This window comes from Shouchella patagoniensis (assembly GCF_002019705.1).
GTDB lineage: Bacteria > Bacillota > Bacilli > Bacillales > Bacillaceae_D > Shouchella > Shouchella patagoniensis.
In genome coordinates this window covers 785,696-812,236 of record NZ_KV917377.1, presented here as the reverse complement: position 1 = coordinate 812,236, position 26,541 = coordinate 785,696, and the positions used below count along the sequence as shown (strand labels likewise).

26 protein-coding genes are annotated in these 26,541 nt (G+C 40.4%); all 26 read left to right on the top strand.

Annotated elements, in window-relative coordinates; genetic code table 11:
- Nucleotides 1–114: 114 nt before the first annotated feature.
- Nucleotides 115–585 (top strand): ribosome maturation factor RimP, encoded by a 471-nt coding sequence (gene rimP / locus BK584_RS04400; RefSeq protein ID WP_078391469.1) that lies wholly within the window; start codon nt 115–117, stop codon nt 583–585.
- Nucleotides 586–614: 29 nt separating this feature from the next.
- Nucleotides 615–1,721: a transcription termination factor NusA gene (nusA, locus tag BK584_RS04395; RefSeq protein WP_078391468.1), complete on the top strand. Its 1,107-nt coding sequence runs from the start codon at nt 615–617 to the stop codon at nt 1,719–1,721.
- Between the two features lie 20 nt (nt 1,722–1,741).
- Nucleotides 1,742–2,017 carry an RNase P modulator RnpM gene (rnpM, locus tag BK584_RS04390; RefSeq protein ID WP_078391467.1) on the top strand — a complete coding sequence of 92 codons (276 nt, stop codon included), beginning with the start codon at nt 1,742–1,744 and terminating at the stop codon, nt 2,015–2,017.
- Nucleotides 2,014–2,322, top strand: a complete 309-nt coding sequence (locus tag BK584_RS04385; RefSeq protein ID WP_078391466.1) for a YlxQ family RNA-binding protein — start codon at nt 2,014–2,016, stop codon at nt 2,320–2,322. The genes rnpM and BK584_RS04385 overlap by 4 nt, the downstream gene beginning before the upstream one ends.
- A gap of 13 nt (nt 2,323–2,335) precedes the next feature.
- Nucleotides 2,336–4,540: a translation initiation factor IF-2 gene (gene infB / locus BK584_RS04380; protein WP_078391465.1), complete on the top strand. Its 2,205-nt coding sequence runs from the start codon at nt 2,336–2,338 to the stop codon at nt 4,538–4,540.
- The gene (locus tag BK584_RS04375) at nt 4,540–4,821 is read left to right on the top strand and encodes a DUF503 domain-containing protein (protein WP_180320495.1); all 282 of its coding nucleotides are present in this window, start codon (nt 4,540–4,542) and stop codon (nt 4,819–4,821) included. Before infB ends, BK584_RS04375 begins: the two co-directional genes overlap by 1 nt.
- A 25-nt stretch (nt 4,822–4,846) precedes the next feature.
- Nucleotides 4,847–5,203: a 30S ribosome-binding factor RbfA gene (gene rbfA / locus BK584_RS04370; RefSeq protein ID WP_078391464.1), complete on the top strand. Its 357-nt coding sequence runs from the start codon at nt 4,847–4,849 to the stop codon at nt 5,201–5,203.
- A 65-nt stretch (nt 5,204–5,268) separates the two neighbouring features.
- A complete protein-coding gene (truB, locus tag BK584_RS04365; RefSeq protein ID WP_078391463.1) occupies nt 5,269–6,183 on the top strand; it encodes a tRNA pseudouridine(55) synthase TruB in 915 nt (304 codons plus the stop codon).
- A gap of 15 nt (nt 6,184–6,198) precedes the next feature.
- Complete coding sequence (ribF, locus tag BK584_RS04360; protein WP_078391462.1) at nt 6,199–7,146, top strand: riboflavin biosynthesis protein RibF; 948 nt, start codon at nt 6,199–6,201, stop codon at nt 7,144–7,146.
- A 138-nt stretch (nt 7,147–7,284) separates the two neighbouring features.
- Nucleotides 7,285–7,554 carry a 30S ribosomal protein S15 gene (gene rpsO, locus BK584_RS04355; RefSeq protein WP_054709301.1) on the top strand — a complete coding sequence of 90 codons (270 nt, stop codon included), beginning with the start codon at nt 7,285–7,287 and terminating at the stop codon, nt 7,552–7,554.
- 171 nt (nt 7,555–7,725) lie between these two features.
- Entirely contained in the window at nt 7,726–9,867 is a 2,142-nt protein-coding gene (gene pnp, locus BK584_RS04350; RefSeq protein ID WP_078391461.1) for a polyribonucleotide nucleotidyltransferase, read from the top strand.
- A gap of 114 nt (nt 9,868–9,981) precedes the next feature.
- Complete coding sequence (locus BK584_RS04345; RefSeq protein WP_078391460.1) at nt 9,982–10,983, top strand: polysaccharide deacetylase family protein; 1,002 nt, start codon at nt 9,982–9,984, stop codon at nt 10,981–10,983.
- Nucleotides 10,976–12,220 (top strand): M16 family metallopeptidase, encoded by a 1,245-nt coding sequence (locus BK584_RS04340; RefSeq protein ID WP_078391459.1) that lies wholly within the window; start codon nt 10,976–10,978, stop codon nt 12,218–12,220. The genes BK584_RS04345 and BK584_RS04340 overlap by 8 nt, the downstream gene beginning before the upstream one ends.
- A gap of 46 nt (nt 12,221–12,266) precedes the next feature.
- Nucleotides 12,267–12,509: a YlmC/YmxH family sporulation protein gene (locus tag BK584_RS04335; RefSeq protein WP_078391458.1), complete on the top strand. Its 243-nt coding sequence runs from the start codon at nt 12,267–12,269 to the stop codon at nt 12,507–12,509.
- Between the two features lie 179 nt (nt 12,510–12,688).
- The gene (dpaA, locus tag BK584_RS04330) at nt 12,689–13,573 is read left to right on the top strand and encodes a dipicolinic acid synthetase subunit A (protein ID WP_078391457.1); all 885 of its coding nucleotides are present in this window, start codon (nt 12,689–12,691) and stop codon (nt 13,571–13,573) included.
- A gap of 20 nt (nt 13,574–13,593) precedes the next feature.
- A complete protein-coding gene (dpaB, locus tag BK584_RS04325; RefSeq protein ID WP_078391456.1) occupies nt 13,594–14,184 on the top strand; it encodes a dipicolinate synthase subunit B in 591 nt (196 codons plus the stop codon).
- Between the two features lie 93 nt (nt 14,185–14,277).
- Nucleotides 14,278–15,327: an aspartate-semialdehyde dehydrogenase gene (gene asd / locus BK584_RS04320; protein ID WP_078391455.1), complete on the top strand. Its 1,050-nt coding sequence runs from the start codon at nt 14,278–14,280 to the stop codon at nt 15,325–15,327.
- Nucleotides 15,328–15,337: 10 nt separating this feature from the next.
- Nucleotides 15,338–16,552, top strand: coding sequence for an aspartate kinase (gene dapG, locus BK584_RS04315; RefSeq protein ID WP_078391454.1), 1,215 nt, complete (start codon nt 15,338–15,340; stop codon nt 16,550–16,552).
- A gap of 24 nt (nt 16,553–16,576) precedes the next feature.
- Nucleotides 16,577–17,461 (top strand): 4-hydroxy-tetrahydrodipicolinate synthase, encoded by an 885-nt coding sequence (gene dapA / locus BK584_RS04310; RefSeq protein WP_078391453.1) that lies wholly within the window; start codon nt 16,577–16,579, stop codon nt 17,459–17,461.
- 455 nt (nt 17,462–17,916) lie between these two features.
- Entirely contained in the window at nt 17,917–19,584 is a 1,668-nt protein-coding gene (locus tag BK584_RS04305) for a ribonuclease J (RefSeq protein ID WP_078391452.1), read from the top strand.
- Between the two features lie 181 nt (nt 19,585–19,765).
- Nucleotides 19,766–20,497, top strand: coding sequence for a ClpP family protease (locus BK584_RS04300; RefSeq protein ID WP_078391451.1), 732 nt, complete (start codon nt 19,766–19,768; stop codon nt 20,495–20,497).
- A complete protein-coding gene (locus BK584_RS04295; protein WP_078391450.1) occupies nt 20,494–20,715 on the top strand; it encodes a YlzJ-like family protein in 222 nt (73 codons plus the stop codon). Before BK584_RS04300 ends, BK584_RS04295 begins: the two co-directional genes overlap by 4 nt.
- A 101-nt stretch (nt 20,716–20,816) precedes the next feature.
- Nucleotides 20,817–23,135 carry a DNA translocase FtsK gene (locus BK584_RS04290; RefSeq protein ID WP_078391449.1) on the top strand — a complete coding sequence of 773 codons (2,319 nt, stop codon included), beginning with the start codon at nt 20,817–20,819 and terminating at the stop codon, nt 23,133–23,135.
- 122 nt (nt 23,136–23,257) lie between these two features.
- Nucleotides 23,258–24,535 carry an EF-P 5-aminopentanol modification-associated protein YfmF gene (gene yfmF, locus BK584_RS04285; protein ID WP_078391448.1) on the top strand — a complete coding sequence of 426 codons (1,278 nt, stop codon included), beginning with the start codon at nt 23,258–23,260 and terminating at the stop codon, nt 24,533–24,535.
- Nucleotides 24,535–25,827, top strand: coding sequence for an EF-P 5-aminopentanol modification-associated protein YfmH (gene yfmH, locus BK584_RS04280; protein WP_078391447.1), 1,293 nt, complete (start codon nt 24,535–24,537; stop codon nt 25,825–25,827). The genes yfmF and yfmH overlap by 1 nt, the downstream gene beginning before the upstream one ends.
- Complete coding sequence (gene ymfI, locus BK584_RS04275) at nt 25,824–26,537, top strand: elongation factor P 5-aminopentanone reductase (protein ID WP_078391446.1); 714 nt, start codon at nt 25,824–25,826, stop codon at nt 26,535–26,537. The genes yfmH and ymfI overlap by 4 nt, the downstream gene beginning before the upstream one ends.
- Nucleotides 26,538–26,541 lie beyond the last annotated feature (4 nt).

Sequence of the window (26,541 nt, the reverse complement as noted above, 5' to 3'; positions counted from 1 at the left end):
CCACTCTTTTTGTTCGCCTATAGTGAGATTGGCGATACAAGACGCATAGGCCTTTATAAACGTATGCTATATAACAAAGTATACGTTTTTAATTATGTAAAGGAGGGACGTGCTTTGAGTAAAAATGTCTCTAGTAGAGTAGAACAATTAGCAGAGCCGGTTGTTCGCGAACTCAATCTTGAACTCGTAGAAATAGAATACAAAAAAGAAGGACCTAACTGGTTTTTACGCGTATTTATTGATTCAGAGGCTGGCGTTAATTTAGACGATTGTGAAGCCGTTAGTGAAAAGCTTAGCGAGGTTCTGGACGCAGAAGATCCAATTAAGGATGCATACTTTTTAGAAGTGTCATCTCCTGGAGCAGAAAGGCCACTTAAGAAAGAAGCCGATTTGAAAAAAGCAGTTGGCAAAGGGGTATATATCACAACATATGAGCCTGTAAATGGACAAAAAGCATTTGAAGGTGTGTTAACTTCTTTTGATGATGGCTTGCTTCTAATTGAAACCAAAGTAAAAACAAGAAAAATAACGTACAGCGTGCCTTACGAAAAAGTAGCAAACGCACGGCTGTCCATTCTGCTATAATTTTTTAGCAAAGAAGGAGGGGGCTTTCCATGAACAGTGAATTTATGGAAGCTTTGTCTACGCTTGAAACAGACAAAGGCATAAAAAAAGATGTTATTATTGAAGCAATTGAAGCCGCGTTAATCTCAGGCTATAAGCGGAATTTTGGGCAAGCGCAAAATGTCCGCGTGGATGTAAATCGTAATAGTGGTAGTATACGCGTTTTTGCACGAAAAGTAGTTGTTGAAGAGGTATTTGATAAGCGCTTAGAAATCTCTGAAGACGAAGCGCAACTTGTTAATCCAAGTTTTGAAGTGGATGATGTCGTAGAGATTGAAGTAACTCCAAAAGATTTTGGTCGCATAGCTGCGCAAACAGCAAAACAAGTTGTTACGCAACGTGTTCGTGAAGCAGAGCGAGGCATTATTTATTCTGATTTTATTGATCGTGAAGAAGATATTATGAACGGAATCGTTCAGCGCCAAGATCACCGCTTTATTTATGTAGACCTTGGTAAAGTTGAGGCTTTGTTGCCATTGGCAGAGCAAATGCCAAATGAGTCTTATAAGCATAATGATCGAATAAAAGCGTTTATTACAAAGGTTGAAAAGACAACCAAAGGTCCACAAATCTTAATATCAAGAACACATCCTGGTTTGTTGAAGCGATTGTTTGAATTAGAAGTTCCAGAAATTTATGATGGAACGGTTGAGATTAAGTCTGTTTCACGTGAGGCTGGAGACCGATCTAAGCTCGCTGTTCATTCAGATAACCCAGAAGTGGATTCTGTCGGTGCTTGTGTAGGCCAAAGGGGACAACGCGTCCAAACAATTGTTGATGAATTAAAGGGCGAGAAAATTGATATCGTTGAGTGGTCTGAAGATCCAGTTGTTTATGTGGCGAACGCTCTAAGTCCAGCGAAAGTAATGAAAGTTGATGTGCTGGAAGGTGAGAAGATGACTCGAGTCATCGTTCCTGATTATCAATTGTCATTGGCAATTGGAAAACGTGGTCAAAATGCACGTTTAGCAGCTAAATTGACTGGTTGGAAAATTGACATCAAAAGTGAATCAGAAGCACGTGAACTAGGACTTCTCGATGAAAATTCAGAGGATGAAGAGTTACAAGAGTTTACGTATGATGAAACTGAACGTTAAAATAAAGGCGGGGAATCGAAATGAAACAACGGAAAGTACCGCTCAGAAAATGCATTGTAACTAATGAAATGATGCCTAAAGGGGATTTAATACGTATTGTACGTACACCGGAAGGAACAGTAGAGCTTGATGCTACTGGTAAGAAGAATGGTCGAGGTGCTTATTTAACGAATAGCGAAGATGTGTTTGAAGCGGCTAAGAAAAGAGATAGCTTATCACGTCATCTACAAGTAAACGTAAGCGCAGATGATTATGAACGCCTTATTGCTGAGCGTGCAAAGGTAAAAAAACGATGAACAAGGATCAACGTTTATTATCTCTGTTAGGCCTGTGTCAGCGAGCAGGTCAATTAATAACAGGAGAAGAATTAGTGCTTGGAGAAGTTCGCAAGCAAACTGTGAAGTTAGTGTTACTTGCAAGCGATGCGAGTAGCAACACCGAAAAGAAAATTAAGGACAAATGCGGCTATTATAAAATTCCAGTCTGTGTAACGAGCGACCGATACGCGCTTGGACAGGCGATTGGCAAGGAAGCCCGGGTCATCATAGGCGTAAGGAGTGAAGGGTTTGCTAAGAAAATTGCCGCATTACTGAGCCAATAATGGAGGTACGTATATGTCGAAAGTGCGAATTCATGAATACGCGAAGACAAACAATGTTTCAAGCAAACAACTGATCGAGAACTTAAAATCAATGGGTGTGGAAGTGTCTAATCATATGTCAGCAATTGAAGAAGAAACATTAAATAAAGCTAAACAAGGAAATAAGGTAGCACCAGCAAAAAGTCAGGGCCAAGGACAACAAAACCGTCCACAAGGCAATAGCCAAGGTGGAAACCGGAGTAGCAGCAATAACAACACAAGCAGCACGAATAAACAAGGCGGCGGTACAGCTCCAGCTAATCGTGGCGGCGGAAATCGTCCAGGAACTCAAGGGCGCAATAATAACAATAATAATCGTGGTCCCGGTCAAGGTCGTCCAGGGAATAATAATCGCCGCAATCAAGGGACTCGCGGTGGAAAGAGACGCGGCGGGCCTCAAAATAAACCGAACCATCAGCAAATGCCGTTGCCAGAAAAAATTACAATTTCTGGATCCCTTTCTGTTAGTGAACTAGCGGCCAAGCTTCACCGTGAAGCATCAGAGCTTATTAAGAAATTAATGGGACTTGGTGTAATGGCGACGATTAACCAAGAACTTGATAAAGATACTGTTGAACTTCTAGCAACTGATTACGGCGTTGAAGTGGAAGAAGCTGTATTCGTTGATGAACTTGATATTGAGCTATACGATAGTGAAGATAAAGAGGAAGAATTGCAAGAGCGTCCTCCTGTTGTTACAATTATGGGTCACGTTGACCACGGAAAAACAACGTTGCTTGATTCTATTCGTAATACGAAAGTAACCGCTGGTGAAGCTGGTGGAATTACACAGCATATCGGTGCGTATCAGATTGATCAAAACGGAAAGCAAATTACATTCCTTGATACACCTGGTCACGCGGCTTTTACAACGATGCGTGCGCGTGGTGCTCAAGTGACTGACATTGCGATCATCGTGGTGGCAGCTGATGACGGTGTAATGCCGCAAACAAAAGAAGCAATTAGCCATGCGAAAGCAGCGGAAGTGCCAATTATTATTGCTGTTAACAAAATGGATAAAGAAGCGGCAAACCCAGATCGTGTAATGCAAGAGTTAACAGAATATGAATTAGTTCCAGAAGCTTGGGGTGGAGATACGATCTTTGTAAATGTATCTGCATTAAATGGCGACGGAATTGATGAGCTAATCGAAATGATTTTGCTTGTATCTGAGGTTGAAGAGTTTAAAGCAAATCCAGAAAAGCTCGCTTCTGGTACAGTTGTTGAAGCTCAACTTGACAAAGGGCGTGGCCCTGTAGCAACACTTCTTGTTCAAGCTGGAACGCTTAATGTAGGAGATGCTGTTGTTGTTGGGAGCACTTTCGGTCGTGTGCGTGCACTTGTGAATGATATGGGACGACGCGTGAAAACTGTAGGTCCTTCAGCTCCAGTTGAAATAACTGGGTTAAATGAAGTACCGCAAGCAGGGGATCGTTTCCAAGCATTTAAAGATGAGAAAAAAGCGCGCCAAGTTGGGGAAGGTTTGATGGCTCGCTATCGTGAGCAGAACTTAACTGAATCCTCAAAAGTTAGCCTTGATGATTTGTTTAATCAAATCCAACAAGGGGATATTAAAGATATTAATGTTATTATCAAAGCGGATGTGCAAGGTTCCGTTGAGGCGATGAAAGGCTCGCTAGAAAAAATTGATGTAGCAGGCGTAAAAGTCAATATTATCCATACTGGGGCAGGCGCAATTACAGAGTCTGACATTATCTTAGCATCTGCATCTAATGCGATTGTTATTGGATTTAATGTTCGTCCTGATGTGAATGCGAAGCGTGTGGCTGAAGCAGAAAACGTTGATATTCGTCTGCATCGTGTCATTTATAATGCAATTGATGAAATTGAGCAAGCGATGAAAGGGGCCCTTGACCCAGAATTTGAAGAGAAAGTCATTGGCCAAGTTGAAGTACGAACAACATTTAAAGTATCTAAAGTTGGAACCATTGCCGGTTCGTATGTAACAGAGGGTAAAATTACTCGTCATTCCTCTGTGCGTTTAATCCGCGATGGCATTGTCATTTATGAAGGCGAACTTAATGCGCTTAAACGTTTTAAAGACGATGCGAAAGAAGTAGCTGCTGGTTATGAGTGTGGAATTACACTTGAGAAATTCAATGACGTTAAAGAAGGCGATACTATTGAAGCCTACGTTATGGAAGAAATCAAGCGCTAATGATCCTAGCGCTCATTCGCTGCGAATTGTTTATTTATGAGGCACAGTCGTTAAAGGATAAACGTTCGGTTGTAAAGAGCGTTGTGACGAAAATACGGCAGCGCTGCAACGTAAGCATTGCAGAGACTAGCTTTCAAGATATATGGCAACGCACTGAGCTAACATGTTGTGCAGTCGGTTCGAGTCGGAAGAGCGTGGAAGCAGAACTTGTCCGCGCCCTTTCTTTGATCGACCAAGCAACGGATGCGGAGCGAACAATTACGGACTGGGAATGGATTTAAATTCTCATGATTCGAGGTGAACATAGTGGCTAATAACCGCGCGGTTCGCGTTGGCGAACAAATGAAAAAGGAATTAAGTGATTTATTAATTCGAGATATTAAAGATCCGAGAGTACGCTTTGTTACAGTGACTGGGGTGGATGTAACTGGCGACCTTCAACAAGCCACTGCTTTTATTACAGTTCTTGGCGATGATGAAGAGAAGAAAGCGACGCTTGCGGGGCTTGAAAAAGCAAGAGGGTTTATTCGATCAGAAATTGGAAAACGAATTCGCTTGCGTAAAACGCCAGAGTTAAGTTTTGAATTTGATGAATCGATTCAATACGGTAATCGTATTGAGAACCTTTTAAGGGAAGTAAAAAAAGAAGACTCAAATGAGTAAAGCAATAGGATAGCGGCTTAGCCGCTATCCTTTCTGCTATGTGTACATAAGAAAGGAGCAACAACATGCAACCTTCTGGCATACTTGCGCTTCATAAACCGAGGGGTATGACATCGCACGACTGTGTAGCCCGAATTCGGAGGCTCTATCAAACAAAAAAAGTTGGACATACAGGCACACTTGATCCTGAAGTGGATGGAGTGCTACCTATTTGTATAGGCAAGGCAACAAAAGTTGCGGAATACATGTCAGATTTCGATAAGACATATATTGGTGAAGTGACGATTGGTTATTCGACAACAACGGAAGATGCTCACGGAGAAATGGTAGATCAAAAACGAGTTGATCGAGAAATAGCCGAAAGTGAAATAAGAAAGCAGTTAAAAGCGTTCACAGGTGAGATTAAACAAACTCCACCTTACTTTTCAGCAGTCAAGGTAAATGGCAAGCGGCTGTATGAATATGCAAGGGCTGGTATTGAGGTAATACGTCCAACCAGACAAGTGAAAATATATTCTCTTGATTTTTTAGGGAATGTTCATACAGAACCTGGTCTTCGTTCTTTTATATTTAAAGCAACCTGTAGTAAAGGAACGTATATTAGAACGTTGGCAGTTGATATAGGGAAAGAGTTAGGTTTCCCTGCTCATATGTCGAAATTGACTCGGATTGCATCAGGTTCATTTACGGAAAAAGACACGATAACTTTTGAGCAATTAGAGCAGATGGAGGTGCAAGAACGTGGGGATATTTTGCAACCATTTGACAGAGCTTTAACGAAGTTTAAACGAGTGATAGCTGATGAAGAGCTTGAAAAACGTATCCGCAATGGCGCAGTATTAGTAAAGGACGCTTCTTTTGGAGAACAACGTTTTTTGTTTTATAATGAGGTAGGAGAATGCCTGGCATTGTATAAGCCGCATCCAGAAAAAACAGAGTATGTGAAACCAGAGAAATTGTTTTGCCAGTCGGCAGGTTAGTAGGAGGGGTAATGAGTGAAGCTTGTGGAGTTAGATGTTGAATCTTTCGGTGAAATTGAAACACCTGAAGCATCTGTAATGGCGCTAGGGTATTTTGATGGCGTTCATAAAGGTCATACGGCTGTCATCCAAACAGCAATTGATCGTGCGAGGCAACGAGGCATAAAGGCAGCTGTTATGACATTTTATCCTCACCCAAAGGAAGTGTTAGGGAACCCAGAAAAACCGATGCGGTATTTAACGCCACTCCAGTCAAAGATTGATCGATTGGAATTACTAGGCGTGGATGTTGTTTATGCAGTTAAGTTTACTAAACAGTTTTCTAAGTTGACGCCAAAACAATTTATAGATCGTTTTATTGTTGGTTTGAATGTAGCGCACGTTGTCGCGGGATTTGACTTTACTTACGGTGTAAAAGGTTCAGGAGATATGGATCATTTAGATGAATATGCTGAAGAACGTTTTACTTATACAACCGTTGAGAAAATTATGGACGAAAAAGAAAAAGTATCATCAACACGAATACGGAAAGAATTAGAAGAAGGAAATGTAGTAGAAGTTGCTAAATTGCTTGGTTATTCTTATACGTTAACAGGGACAGTTGTCCATGGGGATGCAAGAGGACGTTTAATCGGTTTTCCAACAGCGAATGTTGCAACAGACGAGCGATTCTTTATACCAAAAACAGGGGTGTATGTTGTGACATGTTCCCTTGATGGTGTTGTATATAAAGGAATGGCGAATGTTGGTTATAAGCCAACATTCGTTGATAATCTCCCTGAACCTTCAATTGAAGTAAACATCTTTCAGTTTGACCAAGATATCTATGGAAGTTCCGTGGAAGTATCTTTTCTGAAGCGAATTCGAGATGAGCAAAAGTTTAATGGAATTGAAGAAATTAAAGCACAGCTCACTAAAGATCAAAAAACGGCTGAACAGTACTTTCTTGATCACGACGTATGAATCTAGTACTTGCAATTGTTCTTGGTTAATATTATAATACTAATGTTCGCCATATCGGTGGATACATCCATTTCTTGGCTAGACGATTCACCAACGTTTGCTCAGAAACTGGAGTTATAGAAAAAGGAGGTGGCTCTAATGGCTTTGACACAAGAGCGCAAAAACGAGCTAATTACAGAATTTAAAACACATGATACGGACACTGGTTCACCAGAAGTTCAAGTAGCGATTCTTACGGAGCAAATCAACACGTTAAACGATCACTTGCGTACGCATAAAAAAGATCACCACTCACGTCGCGGTCTTTTGAAAATGGTTGGACAACGTCGTAACTTGCTAACGTACCTACGTAACAAAGACGTTACACGTTATCGGAACTTAGTTGATAAACTTGGTTTACGTCGATAGTATTGTTAAAAGCGGGGGATAATCTCCCGCTTTTTTCTTCATGGAGAACAATTAATAAGAACGAATCTTAAAAACAACCATTCTTAAGCGAATTCACTCTTTTAAACTTGTTCTGATTCGGTCATAATAAGGAAGAAGAATTTTTTAGATGTACGAGAGGAGTACACATTCATGGATCAAGAACGACATGAGTTTTCAATTGACTGGGCAGGCCGTACATTTACGGTTGAAGTCGGTCAACTAGCGAAACAAGCAAGCGGAGCAGTTCTTGTCCGTTATGGCGATACAGCGGTATTATCAACTGCGACTGCCTCTAAGGAGCCAAAGGACCTTCCTTTTTTCCCATTAACGGTCAATTACGAAGAACGTTTATATGCAGCTGGAAAGATACCAGGAGGATTTATTAAACGAGAAGGACGTCCAAGTGAACGGGCGATCTTAACAAGTCGTTTAATTGATCGTCCAATCCGTCCGCTCTTCCCTGATGGGTTTAGAAATGATGTACAAGTTATTAGCATCGTTATGAGTTCAGATCAAAACGCTTCATCAGAAATGGCGGCAATGATCGGGTCATCTCTTGCTCTTTCTGTTTCGGATATTCCATTTGATGGTCCGATTGCTGGAGTAACAGTAGGACGTATTGATGGTGAATTTATTATTAACCCAACTCCTGCGCAGTTGGCAGAGAGTGATATCGACCTTGTTGTTGCTGGAACGAAGGAAGCGATAAACATGGTTGAAGCAGGTGCGAAAGAAGTGCCTGAAGAAGTCATGCTTGAAGCAATTCTAGTCGGACACGAGAATATTAAAGAAATGATTGCTTTTCAAGAGAAAGTCGTTGCAGAGTGCGGAAAAGAAAAACGCGATATTCCGTTAAAAACATTTGACGCAGACTTGGAAACTCAGTTGCGCAGTACAGTAGAAGCGGATATTAAGGAAGCGGTACGTGTTGTTGAAAAACATGCACGTCAAGAAGCAATTGATGCTGTAATCGCTACGCAAGTAGAACGCTTTGAAGAAGATGAAAACATAAGTGTGAGTGAAGTAAAAGGCATTTTACAGATGTTTGTAAAAGAAGAAGTGCGCCGTCTGATCACAGTTGAAAAGGTTCGTCCTGATGGTCGTGGAGTAGATGAGATTCGACCACTTGCTTCACAAATTAAGATGTTGCCCCGCACTCATGGTTCTGGTCTCTTTACCCGTGGGCAAACGCAAGCACTGAGCATTTGTACACTAGGTGCTCTAGGAGACGTTCAAATCTTGGACGGATTAGGCATTGAAGAAACAAAAAGGTTTATGCATCACTACAATTTTCCACAGTTTAGTGTCGGTGAAACAGGTCCGATTCGTGCTCCAGGCCGTCGAGAAATTGGACACGGTGCGCTTGGTGAACGTGCTCTTGAGCAGGTTATTCCAAATGAACAAGAATTTCCGTATACAATTCGACTTGTGTCAGAAGTGCTTGAATCAAATGGTTCAACTTCGCAGGCAAGTATTTGTGCAAGTACATTAGCAATGATGGATGCTGGAGTGCCAATTAAAGCTCCGGTAGCAGGTATCGCAATGGGTCTTGTTAAACAGGACGAGCATATGACGGTATTAACGGATATCCAGGGGATGGAAGACGCTTTAGGTGATATGGACTTTAAAGTAGCTGGAACAGCAGCAGGAATCACAGCATTGCAAATGGATATTAAAATCTCAGGGATCAATCGTCAAGTTCTAGAACAAGCACTTGAACAAGCGAAGCGTGGACGGATGAAAATCCTTGATAATATGCTTACTGCAATTGAACAACCACGTACGGAGCTTTCTGAATATGCGCCTAAGATTATGACTCTTGCTATTAACCCAGATAAGATTCGTGATGTAATTGGGCCTAGCGGTAAAGTGATCAACAAAATCATCGAGGAGACAAATGTTAAAATTGATATCGAGCAAGACGGTACAGTGTACATCTCTTCGTTAGACGCTGAAATGAATACGAAAGCAAAACAGATCATTGAAGACCTCGTCCGTGAAGTAGAAATTGGGAAGACTTATCACGGAAAAGTAAAACGAATTGAGAAGTTTGGCGCATTTGTAGAGTTATTTAAAGGCAAAGATGGTTTGCTTCATATCTCGCAAATTTCGGAAGAACGCGTTAATAAAGTGGAAGATGTCTTTAAGCTAGGTGATGAAGTTGACGTTCGTGTAACGGAAGTCGATAACCAAGGCCGAGTGAATCTTTCAAGAAAAGTGTTGTTAAAAGAACAGCGTGAAAAAGAAGAGAAAACAGCGGAGAATGAAACAGAGAATGCCTCAAATGAGTAATTCTTGGAGACTAGGGAATGATTTCCTGGTCTTTTTTTATTGAACAAACGTCTAGTCCACTCTATTGTCACATAGACATGCTAATAAACATTTATATAGGCAGGTGGAAACTGGATGAAGCAAAAATGGGTTCATATCATGTTCTGTTGTACAGTTGTCGTTCTCGCATATGGCGCTATTCAAAATCCATTCTCGTTACAGTATATAGAAGCAGTTAAAACGAATGCTGACATAATGGTTGAAACAGCAGAAGATCCTCTTTATCAAAAGGTTGTCGATCATGCAGAAAAAGTGAATATTAATGCAGTTGATGCACGAATTGATAAAGTCTGGAAAGCTCTTCCTGGTTATAATGGACTAGAGGTTGACGTGAAACAATCCTATGATAAGATGAAAGAATCTGGGATATTCAGCCAATCTAAGTTGGTTTTTAAAGAAACGAAACCAACGGTTCATTTAAATGATTTGCCGCCGGCACCTACATATAAGGGGCATAGTGAAAAACCGATGGTGGCATTTTTAGTTAACGTCGCATGGGGGAACGAATACTTGCCGGATATGTTAACAGTACTGAAATCGTATGATGTAAAAGCAACCTTTTTTTTGGATGGATCATGGGTAAAGAAAAATCCACAGTTGGCTATAATGATAAAAGAAGAAGGCCATGAAATTGGAAACCACGCTTATTCTCATCCGCATATGAACACACTTACTACAGCAAAAATTGATGAAGAAATTCGGAAAACAAATGAGGTCATTGAAGCGACGCTTGATGTAACGCCGACGTGGTTTGCTCCACCAAGTGGAGAATTTAATCAATCAGTCGTTGAGCGTGCAAATGCCCAACAAATGCGCACAATTCTTTGGACCGTCGATACAATCGATTGGAAAAAGCCGGAGCCATCGACTATGGTCGATCGTGTCGTAGCGAAAATGGAAGCTGGATCAATGCTGCTAATGCACCCAACAGAATCATCAGCAAAGGGATTAGAAGCAATGATTCGTGGTGTCCAAGCGAAGAATTTGCAATTAGGAACTGTTAGTGAACTAATGGATGAAACACGCATAGCAAGAAAAATGGAAGTAGACAGCAATGGGGGTACAAAACGTGATTAATAAAAAAACGCTACCAAATGGCGTGCGCATCATGGCTGAAAAAAATGATACAGTCCGTTCAGTGGCAATGGGTATATGGGTTAAAACTGGCTCTCGTAATGAAGAAGCAGTGGAAAATGGGATTTCACATTTTATAGAGCACATGCTATTTAAAGGCACAGAAACTCGAAGCTCGCAGGAAATTGCTGAAGCTTTTGATCGAATAGGTGGCCAAGTTAATGCGTTCACCGCGAAGGAATATACGTGTTATTATGCTAAAGTACTTGATGAACATGCGCGCATAGCGGTAGATGTGTTGCAAGATATGTTTTTTCATTCTGTATTTGATGAAAAAGAAATCGAACGGGAAAAGAACGTTGTTCTTGAAGAGATTCGTATGGTAGAAGATACTCCTGATGATTTAGTTCACGACCTGTTGAGTGAAGCGTCTTTTGGAAGGGCAACGCTTGCTAACCCTATATTAGGAACGGAAGAAACACTTCGTACGTTTAATAAAAAACAAATACGGACATATATGGATCGCTTTTATACAGGAGACCATGTTGTGATCTCTGTTGCTGGCCATTACGATGAAGCGTTAATTGATGAGATTGAAGAAATCTTTTCAGAGGTAAAACCCTCCACTCATTTATTTGAGATACCAGCCGCAGAGTTTGTTCCCATTCATAAATTCCGGTATAAAGAAACGGAGCAGGCGCATATTTGTTTAGCGTATCCTGGGTTGGAGATAGGTTCAGATGACGCGTTTGGTCTTGTTTTACTTAATAATGCGTTAGGCGGAAGCATGTCAAGTAGACTATTTCAAAAGATAAGAGAAGAACAAGGTTTATGTTACTCCGTTTTTTCCTACCATTCTTCTTACGAAAAAATAGGCACTACGACATTATATGCAGGTACACAGCTTGCGCAGTTACCACAACTCACTGAAGCGATGGCAGGAGTAGTGAACGAGTTTCAACTAAATGGACTTACTAAGAAAGAACTCGATAATGGAAAAGAACAACTAAAGGGTAATATTATGCTTGGTTTAGAGTCTACGAATAGTCGCATGAGTCGTAACGGAAAAAATGAAATGCTTCTTGAAAAACACAAAAGCCTCGATGAGCTTTTAGATGATATTAACAGCGTTTCACTTGAAAAAGTGAATGAGTTAGCGCGTAGTTTATTTGAAACGAGTCCAGCTTTATCGATCGTCTCATCAAGTGAAATAATGCCGCAAACGGTTTATAGTAGCTAGTCTAGTTTCTACGTTTGTTTCATAGGATAAAATGAGGTGAAGCAAAATGAGGCTTAGCGAAATTGCTAACAAAGAAATCATTGATTTTGAAAAAGGGGAACGGCTAGGTGTTCTTGGTCAAACGGACGTGATGTTTGATGAGCAAACCGGCGAAATCCATGCATTTATCGTTCCAACAACAAGATGGTATCAATTTAGTAAAAAAGAAAAAGATGTAACCGTGTATTGGCAACAAATTAAAAAGATTGGTCAAGATATGATCATTATTGAAACTGACAGCCTGTCCTAAAGGATAGGCTGTTTTTTACTGAGGCACGAATTAATAGACGTATACATATGCTAAAGAAGCACGAAAATAGGGTGAAATAGTACGTATAGAAAACAAAAACGAGTTTTCCAATGTTTAACGACGCGGTGATACCGATGTAATGGAATGAACAGGATGGCACTGACTTAGGAGGAGATTCCATGTTAACAGGAATTCATGTGGTCATGATAGGCGGAGATGCCAGGCAGCTTGAGATTATTCGCAAACTTTCATCATTAGATGCGAGAATCTCATTAGTCGGTTTTGAGCAATTAAACGATGGGTTTATCGGTGCGAGCAAACAAGAACTATCGGAAATTGAATGGCCTTCAGTGGATGCGATCTTGTTACCTGTAGGTGGGCTCTCAAATGACGGAGTAATCAATAGTGTTTTTTCGAATGAAACATTGACATTGGAAGCAACGCAGTTGAGCAAAACGCCAAAAAGTTGCACGATTTACACCGGCATAATCTCTGATCAGTTAGAAAAAATGGCAAAGCAATCCAAGTGCCAAATGATTGCACTAATGGACCGTGATGATGTAGCGATTTACAATTCAATTCCGACGGCTGAGGGAGCTGTTATGTTAGCCATTCAGCATACTGACATAACTATTCACAATGCGAATGTATCCGTCCTTGGTCTTGGGCGAATTGGCATGACAATTGCTAAGACGTTTAAAGCTCTTGGAGCGAATGTATCCGTTGGTGTACGAGAAAAAGCTAATTTGGCGAGGGCATTTGAACTTGGGATGAAGCCTTTCTCAATCGAAAACATTAAAGAAGCCATGAAGTCCGCAGATTTAGTCATCAATACGATTCCGGCAAAAGTCGTTACTTCAAATGTATTAACAGAAATGAAGCAGCATGCGTTTATTTTAGATTTAGCTTCAAAGCCTGGTGGGGTAGATTTTGATTATGCCGAAAAAAGAGGGTTAAAAGCAATGCTTGTACCAGGGCTTCCAGGAATGGTTGCTCCGAAGACATCGGGAAAAATATTAGCAGGTGTTTTAAGTGATTTGTTGCTTGAACAAACTCAATCGTAAACTACGAAGGAGAGAAGAGTATGCTAACAGGGAAGCACATAGGAATCGGGTTAACTGGCTCGCATTGTACATTTGATGCTGTTTATCCGCAAATCGAAAAGTTAGTAAAGCTAGGAGCGAAAGTGACCCCTTTTTTGACATTTACAGTTGAAACGACTGATACAAAATTTGGTGATAGTAATGACTGGATGGCACGTTTAAAAAGTATAACGAGTGAACCTTTTGTTAATTCAATGGTAAAAGCAGAGCCATTTGGACCTAAAACGCCTCTTGATTTAATGATTATTGCTCCAATGACAGGTAATTCAATTTCCAAATTTGCTAATGCGATGACGGATAGTCCTGTTCTTATGGGAGCCAAATCAACACTACGTAACGGCAAACCTGTATTGCTAGGAATTTCGACAAATGATGGACTTGGCTTAAATGGAATGAATATTATGAGATTAATGGCTACAAAAAATATATACTTCATTCCTTATGGTCAAGATGATTATGTGAAAAAGCCTAACTCACTTGTTGCCGATATGGAACAGCTGATTCCTGCTGCGGAAGCAGCACTTGTAAACACTCAGATTCAGCCCGTTCTTATGCACCAAAAAGAAAAATAGGCTTTGAACAGTTGCGTAACATTAGGAAATCCCGTACAGTTTAGTAGAGGATAAAAAGAGATTCATTGCTGAACTTGAGGGAGGAAGACATATATGAACGAACAAAAGTATCATTTAGCAGTAGTAGGTGCAACTGGAGCAGTTGGCCAGCAAATGCTCAAGACATTGGAGGAACGCGATTTTCCAATTGCGAGTTTAAAGCTCTTATCTTCGAAAAGGTCAGCAGGTAAACAACTTTTATTTAAAGGAACGACTTATACCGTAGAAGAGGCTAGTCCAGAATCGTTTAAAGGCATTCAATTGGCTTTATTTTCTGCTGGCGGTTCTGTGTCGAAAGCACTTATCCCAGAAGCGATTAAACATGGAGCGGTTTGCGTAGATAATACAAGCGCATTTCGAATGGATGAAGGTGTTCCTCTTGTAGTTCCAGAGGTGAATGAAGAGGATTTAAAAGATCATAAAGGTGTAATTGCTAACCCAAACTGCTCAACCATTCAAATGGTTGTTGCACTAGAGCCAATTCGCCAAAAACTCGGTTTAAATAAAGTGATCGTTTCGACTTATCAAGCTGTCTCTGGAGCTGGTTTAGAAGCTGTCGAAGAAATGGAACATCAAACGCAAGCAATCTTAAATGGCGATGAGGCAAAAGCAGAGATACTGCCAGTTGGTGGAGACAAAAAGCATTATCAAATTGCTTTTAATGCAGTTCCGCAAATAGATTTGTTCCAAGAAAATGGGTATACGTTTGAAGAAATGAAAATGATTAACGAAACGAAAAAAATTATGCACTTGCCAAGTCTGGAAGTGGCTGCAACATGCGTTCGTCTTCCAATTGAAACTGGTCATTCAGAGTCTATTTATTTTGAAACAGATAAAGCGGGAGCAAGTATCAAAGATATTCATAACCTTCTTGCAGGAGCGCCTGGCGTAACGCTTCAAGATAATCCGGCAGAACAATTATATCCGATGGTCACAACCTCTGTCGGCAAAAATGATGTTTTTGTTGGTAGAGTACGTCGTGATCTTGATCGGGACAATGGTTATCATGCCTGGGTTGTTTCTGATAATCTACTAAAAGGGGCAGCTTGGAACTCGGTTCAGATTGCAGAGAGCTTAGTTAAGCTGAACCTTTTGAATAAGTGAGCAAAAAAATATGAAGATCATTGTTCAAAAATTTGGCGGAACGTCCGTTAAAACATCAGAGACCAGGCTGCAAGCGATACGCCACGTACAAAAAGCAGTTAATGATGGATATAAAGTTGTAGTAGTCGTTTCAGCTATGGGTAGAAACGGAGATCCTTATGCGACCGATACTCTATTATCTCTTGTGAATAAAGCACATATTTCTAAACGAGAACAAGATTTGCTCGTTTCATGCGGTGAAACGATCTCTGCAGTGGTTTTCTCAGAGCTTTTAAATTCTCATGGTGTGCTAAGTGAAGCAATGAGTGGAGCACGAGCTGGTTTTCGTACGAACGAGGAATTTCAAAATGCCAAGATTAAAGAAATGAAATGTGACCATTTGTTAAAAAGACTTGAGGCCGTTGATGTTGTTGTTGTGACTGGTTTTCAAGGTCAATCTTCAGGTGGAGAAACAACGACACTTGGCAGAGGTGGTAGTGATACGTCTGCAACAGCACTTGGTGCTGCTGTCCATGCAGAATGGGTTGATATCTTTACCGATGTTGAAGGTGTCATGACTGCAGATCCAAGAATTGTTAGAGATGCAAGAGCACTTGAAACGATGTCGTATAATGAAATTTGTAATATGGCTTATCAAGGAGCAAAAGTCATTCATCCAAGAGCGGTGGAAATCGCAATGCAGGCAAAAATTCCAATTCGTATTCGCTCTACGTACTCTGATTCGGAAGGGACACTTGTTACTTCTGGCTTATCAGGTCAGGGGATGGATGTTAGCGAACGTTTAATCACAGGAATTGCCCATGTATCTAATGTTACACAAATTAAAGTAGCAGCAAAAGAGGGACAGTTTGATCTACAAGAGAATGTGTTTAAATCAATGGCAAAATCAAGTATAAGCGTTGATTTTATTAACATTAGCCCTGGTGGCGTTACCTACACTGTTAACGATGAGGCTGCTGATGAGGCTGATCATGTGTTACGCGGTCTTGGTTATAAACCGGAGCTACGACGAGGGTGTGCAAAAGTATCAGCTGTTGGTGCTGGTATGACGGGCGTTCCAGGGGTAGCTGCAAAAATTGTCAGTGCTTTAAGCGGGGAAAACGTACAAATTTTGCAGTCCGCTGACTCACATACAACGATTTGGGTTCTTGTAAAAAACGAAGATATGGAAAAAGCAGTTAATGCGCTACACAAAATGTTTCAACTAAATGAAGTCATCGCGTAATTCCGATCATTGGAGGAGTTGCAAGTGAAACCTACGGGGAAATTTGGACCAGTTTGGACGGCAATGGTAACGCCTTTTACTGAAGGTGGAGACATTGATTTTGAAGCTTGTGGTCGATTAATAGATTATTTAATTGAAACAGGCACCGATGTATTAGTAGTAGCAGGTACAACCGGCGAATCGCCGCTGCTTAAGGATAAAGAGAAGATCGAGCTGTTTCGTTATTGTGTTCAATATAGTAAAGGGCGGGTGCCTATCGTTGCTGGCACAGGATCAAATAGTACAAAAGCTTCAATTGCCCTTACTCAAGAAGCAGAACAGGTTGGAGTCGATGGCGTTATGCTTGTGACTCCTTACTACAATAAGCCGTCACAACATGGTTTAGTTGCTCACTTTAGCGCTGTAGCTGACAAAACTGCGTTACCTGTCATGTTATACAATGTTCCAGGACGCACGGGAATTAACATGGAAGCACAAACGACGATCGAGTTGTCAAAACATGCCAATATTAGGGCTATTAAAGAAGCGAGTGGGAATTTAGACCAAATCGCAGCAATTATTGAGTACACAGATGAGTCATTTGCTGTGTATAGTGGTGATGATGGCATCGCCCTCCCTGTATTGGCACTCGGTGGGGACGGGGTCGTTTCTGTTGCTGCTCATGTGATTGGTCGAGAGTTAAAAGGGCTCGTGCAGGCATTCCAAGCTGGTGAACGGAAAATTGCCGCAGATACTCACCGTAAGCTTTTGCCTGTTATGAAGGCCATGTTTTTAGCTCCAAATCCAACATGTGTGAAATATTCTCTAAATAAAATAGGAGTTCATGTAGGTGAGGTACAGTTGCCGCTGATTCCCTTAAATAATCAAGAGGAAAAACTTGTGGATCTAGCACTAGAATCATTAAAGTAATTCAATTATTGACCCGTCAAGCATTCGCTTGGCGGTTTTTTTGTGAGAAAATTTACTGCAGCCGAGAGGAATACCCTTGTTTTTAACTAGAAAATTAAGGTATACTGAATCTCAAGTGATGCGTTCGGGTAAACGGTTGGCATGGAAGCGGCCATTCATAAATGAATTTTGAGGCATTGAAACGGAACAATGAAAAGGCAAGCAACAGCATACATCTTTTGAACTTTCTATCAAACAAAAGGAACGACTTTATAAAAACGCCACGGCCGTTTTCATTAAGACGTGGTAGAAAGTTTGAGGCTTTATGTCGTTATATTGTTTGTCAATACTTGGCGTCTCATCTATGCGGCCTGGAATACGCGTGATCCGTAAGTGAATGTATTAAACGATTACATTATTAGAAACAACCATCGTGGTAGCAGCCAGATCGAAGTTGTATTTAGGAGGATAAATCATTGTCTAAGCAAGAAACTGAAAAAGTACGGGTGTTTGCCCTTGGGGGCGTTGGAGAAATAGGGAAAAATATGTATGGTGTTGAGGTTGACGATGACATCATTATTATCGATGCAGGACTAATGTTTCCGGATGATGACATGCTTGGAGTCGATATTGTTATTCCGGATGTATCGTATTTAGTTGAAAATGAAGAGCGTGTACGTGGCATTATTTTAACCCATGGTCATGAAGATCATATCGGTGGGTTATCGTACGTTTTGAAGAAAATTAATGTGCCGGTTTATGGCACAAAGCTTACCTTGGGGCTTGTTGAAGAGAAGCTTAAAGAAGCAGGGATCCATAAACAAACAACATTACGGTTAATTGACTCCAATTCAAAAGTTAAGTTAGGATCTACACCGGTTACGTTTTTCCGGACAAGTCATAGTATTCCTGATTGTGTAGGTGTCTGCGTGGAAACGGCTCAAGGAGCAGTTGTCCATACAGGTGATTTTAAGTTTGATCAAACTCCAGTTGACGGGAAGCATGCTGAAATTGGCAAAATGGCAGCAATTGGACAAAAAGGTGTTTTGTGTCTATTATCAGATTCAACGAATGCAGAACGTCCCGGAACGACAAAATCAGAAGCGGAAGTTGGCGTTGGCATTAAAGATGTTTTTGCCAGAACTACGGGACGTTTAATAGTGACGTCTTTTGCTTCCAATGTTCACCGTTTGCAACAAGTAATTCAGGCTGCTTCAGCTTCAAACCGTAAGTTAGCGGTTGTTGGAAAAAGCATGGTCCGAGTTATAACAATTGCTGCAAAGCTTGGGTACTTAAAAATGCCTAAAGATATTTTAATTGATATGGATGAAGTGAATAGGTACAAGCCTGAACAAGTAGTCATTTTAACGACAGGCAGCCAAGGAGAGCCAATGTCCGCTTTAACGAGAATGGCAAGAGGCGCGCATCGACACATTACAATTACTCCTAATGACACAGTGATTATCGCAGCTTCTGCGATTCCAGGAAATGAAAAAAGTGTTTCTGCTGTCATTGATCAACTACACCGAATTGGTGCTGATGTTGTTTATGGAAGTCAAGCGGTTCATGCGTCCGGGCATGGTTCTCAAGAAGAATTAAAGTTAATGCTAAACCTCATGCGTCCTAAATACTTTTTGCCCATTCATGGTGAAATCCGTATGCAACATGCTCACCGGGAACTGGGTTTGCAAGTTGGTATTAAAAAAGAACGAATTTATATTGTCGAAAAAGGCGAAGTTGTTGAATTTTCTAAAAAACAAGCTCGCCGAGGCGGAAAAGTTCCATCCGGTCACGTTTTAATTGATGGATTGGGTGTTGGAGACGTAGGTAACATCGTACTACGTGATCGTCGTTTGCTTTCAAAAGATGGTATTCTAGTAGTAGTTGTTACATTAAATAAAAAAACAAATACAATTGTTTCTGGTCCAAATATCATCTCACGAGGTTTTGTTTATGTAAGGGAATCAGAGGAGTTGCTTGAGAAGTCCAATGAGCTCGTTACATCAATTTTACAAAAATGCGTAACAGAGAACGTGAATGAATGGTCTAGTTTAAAGAGTAATATTCGTGAAGGTTTAAGTCGCTTTCTGTTTGAAAAAACAAAACGTCGTCCAATGATCTTACCGATTATAATGGAAGTATGATAAATAAGCCTCCAGCAAATGGAGGCTTATTTTTATTTCTTAAAAACTTAAGACACAGCATACACAAATATAAGAAAAAAACAGTCGAAAAGCACTTGAAAATATCGTTTCACTCACTCAAACACATAATAAAAAGCGTTGCGTTCATACTACACATACAACAGTTAGGAGTGTGGATGATATGGAAAATGAGCAACAACCGGCGCCAGAAGTACCAAAGGAAAAACCACAAGAAGAAAAAAGTGCACTTGTTGAAAAAATCCAAGCCCTTGGTCAAACTGGAGTTCCAGATATGGGAGCTTCAAACATTCATTGCATGACAGTCGTTGGTCAGATTGAAGGGCATATGCAATTGCCTCCACAAAATAAAACGACGAAATATGAACATATGATCCCCCAGCTAGTCGCGGTTGAACAAAATCCAAAGATTGAAGGACTTTTAATCATTCTTAACACAGTTGGTGGTGACGTTGAAGCTGGTCTTGCGTTATCAGAAATGATTGCCTCCTTATCAAAACCTACGGTTACACTCGTACTAGGTGGCGGTCATTCTATCGGTGTCCCAATAGCGACAGCTGCAAGTTATTCTTTTATTGCGCAAACCGCAACGATGACGATACATCCAGTGCGGTTGACAGGACTTGTAATTGGTGTGCCGCAAACGTTCGAATACTTAGATAAAATGCAAGATCGTGTAATTAATTTTGTGACAGCTCATTCTGGCATTTCAGAGGAAAAGTTTAAAGAATTGATGTTTTCAAAGGGGAATTTAACAAGGGATATAGGAACCAATGTAATTGGTACAGATGCAGTTGATTATGGATTAATAAATGAAGTTGGCGGCATTGGTCAAGCGTTAAAAAAATTAAATGAGCTTATTGATAAAAACAAGCCAAACGAGGTGGTTCAATGATCTTGTATACATCTGTTCCTTATGAGCATGTTTTTCCTACTGAACAAAATCAATTTGATGCGCAAAAAACAATTCCGTGTCAAGCTGGTCAGTTAATTGTTGAACAGGAAGGAGAAGGAGCATACCGGATTGTCCGGCTGATTTCTAGCAATCCTCATGATTTTTTGAAGCCGGAGTATGCACCAGGTACATTACTTAATGCAGAGTTAAACATATAAATGAACAGTCAATCACAACTCATCTATGTTATACTAAAAACAGTAAAACAAGCAGTCTGACTACAGGCTGCTTGTTCGAGTATGATTTAGAGGGTGACTGAATGGCTAAGAGAAAGAAACGAAAAAAAACCCAATGGAAATCGCAACTGACCTATGAATTAGTAGGGTTAGGTCTAATTGTTATTGCGCTTGTTACATTAGCGCGATTAGGTAGTGTTGGTGAGGCTTTTGTCCGTTTATTTCGTTTCTTTTTAGGAGAATGGTTTATCTTTTTAGCTCTCACTTTTTTAGTTGCGGCGCTTTATATTATGATAAAACGCAAGAAACCTAAGCTCTGGAATCGTCAACTTGGAGGCGTTTATACCGTTTTATTGTCTCTGGCAATTATTTCTCATGTAAGCTTATTTCGTGAATTAAGTGTAAATGAAGTGCTGGACGATCAATCCGTCATCCGTGGAACCTGGACACTTTTTTGGCAAGAGTTAACGACTGGTCAATCAGGTGATTTAGGTGGAGGAATGGTTGGTGCAGTTGGCTTTTCAGTCAGTCATTTTTTATTTGCAAGTGCAGGAACGTATTTGCTTTGTTTTATCCTTTTTATTATTGGAGCGATTTTAATATCTGGCCGCTCTTTAGCGGACATGCTAGGCAAGGCATATCGCAGAACCTACATATTTATAACTGATTTTATGAAAGCACTGTGGCAGGATTTTACTGAATGGCGCACGCAAGCTCGTAAGAAAATGGCGGATGAACGTAACGAGAAAAAAGAACGAATAAAACAAAAAACTCCTGAAAATGAATACGAAGAAGAGCAAGAAGAAACAAATGAGCAGTTGGAGAAACAGGAAGAACCTGAAATTGTAGATTTCACCCAAAATGCGATTCAGAGACCAGTTGAACCCGCAAAAAAGGTTGACCAAGTTGTGAATGAAGAGGAAGCAGAAGTTGAATTGTTACCCACCCAAATGATGGAGACACAGGCAACAAATGAGTTATATATTTTGCCTGAACTAGATTTACTTCTTACACCGGAAAAACCAGAGCAAAAGCTTGAGAAGCAACTTCTTACTTCAAACGCAAGGAAACTTGAAAAAACACTTGAGAGTTTTGGGGTGAAAGTTCGTGTTTCAAAAGTCCATTTAGGACCTGCAGTTACGAAATATGAAGTTAATCCGAACATCGGCGTCAAAGTTAGTAAGATTGTAAACTTAGCCGATGATTTGGCACTGGCATTGGCGGCAAAAGATATTCGTATTGAAGCGCCTATACCAGGTAAATCAGCAGTAGGTATTGAAGTCCCTAACCAAGAAGTGGCAATTGTTTCATTAAAAGAGGTTTTAGATGGCGCATCGGACCGACAATCCGAAGTACTCTCTGTTGGTTTAGGTAGGGATATATCTGGAGAGCCAGTGCTTGCTCCACTTAATAAAATGCCTCATCTTCTTGTTGCTGGTGCAACAGGAAGCGGTAAAAGTGTGTGTATTAATGGGATTATTACGAGCATCTTAATGAAAGCAAAGCCTCATGAAGTAAAGCTTATGATGATTGATCCGAAAATGGTAGAGTTAAATGTTTATAATGGCATACCACATCTGTTGACGCCAGTTGTGACAGAACCAAAGAAAGCGTCCCAAGCGTTAAAGAAAGTGGTTGCGGAGATGGAACGCCGATACGACTTGTTTTCTCATACAGGGACACGCAACTTAGAGGGTTATAATGACCTAATTCGTAAACAAAATGAATTAGAAGACGCAAAGCAACCGCCACTTCCTTATATAGTTGTTATCGTTGATGAACTTGCCGATTTAATGATGGTTGCATCTGGTGATGTCGAAGATTCAATCGCTAGATTGGCGCAAATGGCACGTGCAGCGGGAATTCATATGATTATTGCAACTCAGCGCCCGTCTGTGGATGTAATTACTGGTGTAATTAAAGCAAATATCCCTTCAAGAATCGCGTTTGGAGTATCTTCACAAACCGACTCACGTACAATTCTTGACTCTGGTGGGGCGGAAAAACTGCTCGGACGAGGAGATATGTTGTATTTACCAATGGGCGCTACTAAACCAACTCGAATTCAAGGAGCGTTTTTGTCTGATGAAGAAGTAGAAAAAGTTGTTGATTATGTCATATCACAACAAAAAGCACAGTATGTTGAAGAAATGACACCAACAATCGAACAAACAAATACAAGCGCTCCTGAAGATGAGTTGTACCATGACGCTGTTGATTTGGTAATTGATGTCGGTACTGCATCTGTTTCTATGTTGCAACGACGCTTTCGTATTGGATATACAAGGGCAGCTCGTATTATTGATGAAATGGAAGCTAAGGGCGTTGTAGGACCATATGAAGGAAGTAAGCCTCGAGAAGTATTAATCGCAAAAGGAAATGATGAAGAGGCGACTTCTTAAACAGTAATCTTTATATAGAGGCTAAAAAAACCGCCCCATAAGGCGGTTTTTAGCTATGAGTGGGGATGATGAGTCCCAAAGTTTGATACACTATAAGAACATTGTTGAAAGGATGTATGACTATGGTTGAATTACAGGTGAAGACACGTCAACATGCAGGAATGCATTTGCATTTATGGGAAACAGATAAGTTCAAAACAATTACATTCTTGTTAATGGCAAAAGCACCCCTTCAAGAACAAAATGTAACTGCACGAGCATTATTGCCACATATTTTACAAGGTGGAACAAAAACGTATGATAACCGCAAAAAACTAAAACAAAAGCTCGACGATATGTACGGAGCTACTTTCTCTGCTGATGTTCAAAAAAAAGGTGAGCAGCACGTACTTACTTTCAGAATGGATATCGCAGCCGAACGTTTTTTAAGTGATCAAACATCGCTTTTGCAAGAAGCGCTTCATGTTATGCATGAAGTTGTCTATGATCCAAAAATAGAAAACGGTAGCTTTTCTAATGTGATTGTTGATCAAGAAAAACGTTCTTTAAGGCAACGGATTCGTTCGATTAACGATGATAAAATGCGGTTGGCGAATGTCCGTATCACTGAAGAAATGTTTAAAGGAGAAGCATATGCTTTGCCTGCTTATGGGCGAGTTGAAGACCTTGATTCTCTTGATTCGAAACAAATTTATTCAGTGTATAAAGAGATGTTGCAAAACGACCGCTTTGATCTATATGTCATTGGTTCTTTTGACGATTCGAAATTAATGGAAACGATTAATGCGCTATTCAAAGAAGATCGACAGCCTCAAGAAAGTACTAAAGCCGCTGCTCCAAGTGCACCAGTAAAAGAAGTGAAAATTGTCCATGATCATCAAAAAGTAAAGCAAGGTAAATTGCATATGGGTTATCGAACACATACTTCTTTTGATGACAAAGATTATGAAGCTGCTCAAGTTGCTAATGGAATTTTTGGAGGTTTCCCTTCTTCTAAGCTTTTTACCAATGTTAGAGAAAAAGAAAGCCTTGCTTATTATGCCGCTTCTCGAATTGAAAGCCATAAAGGTGTGTTAATGGTTATGTCGGGAATTGAATTTGATAAGTATGAACGTGCTGTTGAAATTATTAATGAACAAGCAAAGGCGATGCAAGATGGAGATTTTACTGAAGACGACGTTGAACAAACAAAGGGAATGCTCATTAATCAAGCTTTAGAGGCAATCGATACTCCACGTGGTTTTGCGGAGTTATCGTATCATGAAGCCGTTGCTCGATTTTCTAGATCCATTCAAGACCGAATTGAAGGAATTAAGAAAGTAACAAAAAAGGACGTCGTCCGGGCAGCAAAAAAATGGGAGCTAGACACCATTTATTTTCTGAAGGGAGAGGATGAATAATGAAACCACTAGAGTTTAAACAACTTGAAGAGACGCTCTATTATGAGCAGCTTGATAACGGACTAGATGTATATATCTTGCCAAAACATGGATTCCATAAAACCTTTGCTACTTTTACGACGAATTACGGTTCAGTCGATAACGAATTTATTCCTCTTGGCAGAACAGAACCAATCAAAGTTCCTGATGGCATTGCACATTTCCTTGAGCATAAAATGTTTGAAAGCGAAGAAGGTGATGTGTTCCATACATTTGGAAAGCAAGGAGCTTCGGCAAATGCATTTACGAGTTTTACCCGCACAGCGTATTTATTCTCAAGTACAACAAATGTAAATAAAAATGTAGAAACATTGCTTGATTTTGTCCAACATCCATACTTTACTGACAAAACGGTAGAAAAGGAAAAGGGAATAATTGGACAGGAAATAACAATGTACGATGATAATCCAGACTGGCGCGCTTATTTCGGTACAATTGAGAGTATGTATGAAAAGCACCCAGTAAAAATCGATATTGCTGGTACGATTCCATCCATCAGTAAAATAACAAAAGAAGATTTATATACATGTTACGAAACATTTTACCATCCTAGCAATATGCTTCTATTTATTGTTGGTGCGGTTGACCCTGATGAAATGATGACATTGGTACGAGAAAATCAAAGGCACAAAACATTTCCAGAATCTAAAGGTATTGAGCGTCGTGTTGACCCTGAAGCAGGAAAGGCTGATCAACCTGAGCGGGTCATCACCATGCCGGTACAAACGCCCAAGTTATTTGTTGGATTTAAAGAAGGAAATCCATCTCGTCAAAGCGAGGACTTACTTAAATATGAACTATCTTTAAATGTGTTGCTTGATTTAATGTTTGGACCGAGTTCTGAAGCGTATGAGGCTCTATACGATGCAGGTTATATCGATGATTCATTTGCCTTTGATTTCACTGCAGAAAAAGGATTCGGCTTCTCTATTATTGGTGGAGATAGTAATTATCCTGATGAATTGCAAGAAAAGATTGAGCAAACAATTGAATCATTCAAACAAGAAGGTTTATCGGAGCCCGAAGCAAATCGTGCACTGAAAAAGAAAATCGGTTCTTTTCTAAGGGCATTAAACTCTCCCGAATTTATTGCTAATGAATTCACTCGCTATCGATTTAATGACATGAATTTGTTTGATGTGTTACCGATGTTAGAATCATTAAGTGCAAAAGACTTAGAGAGTGTTCTTCATGAACACTTTGTACCAGAAGCGAAAACAGTTGTGGTTGTAAAGGATGACAAAGAGCAATGAGACGAGTGCTTGTGACAGGAGCGACTGGAGGAATTGGCAAAGAAGTAGTTCGGTCGCTTGAAGATCAAGCAGAATTGATTTATATTCATTACCATACCAATAGGAATGCAGCAGAAGAGTTAATGCAACGTGTTAACTGTGAGTGTATGCTTGTTTTTGCGGATTTGAGCCAAGGGAATGGTGTTGACTCCTTACTCAGTCAAATGCCTGTAATTCCAGATACGCTTATCTATTGTGCTGGAACATCTGTACCAGAACTGTTGCAAGATGTGAGTGATGAGGAACTAGATCGGACAATGGCGGTCCACTTAATAAGCCCAATTAAACTTGTTCGTGCGTTACTACCACAAATGATTCGCAACGAGAGCGGCTCGATTGTTGTCGTTTCTTCTATTTGGGGTCTCACAGGAGCCAGTATGGAAAGTGTTTATTCTGCCGCGAAAAGTGGATTACATGGATTTGTGAAGGCGATAGCGAAAGAGGTTGGTCGAAGTGGTGTGCGTATCAATGCTGTCGCCCCCGGGGCAATTGCAACCGAAATGCTTTCGTTGTATCCAGAAGATGATTTAAGTGAGCTTGCAAATGAGATACCTGCGGGTCGTCTCGGAACGGCAACTGAAACAGCAAATGCGATTCATTTCTTGGCTGGTAACAAAGCAACTTATATAAATGGTCAAATTTTATCGGTTAACGGTGCTTGGTATTGTTAATGTA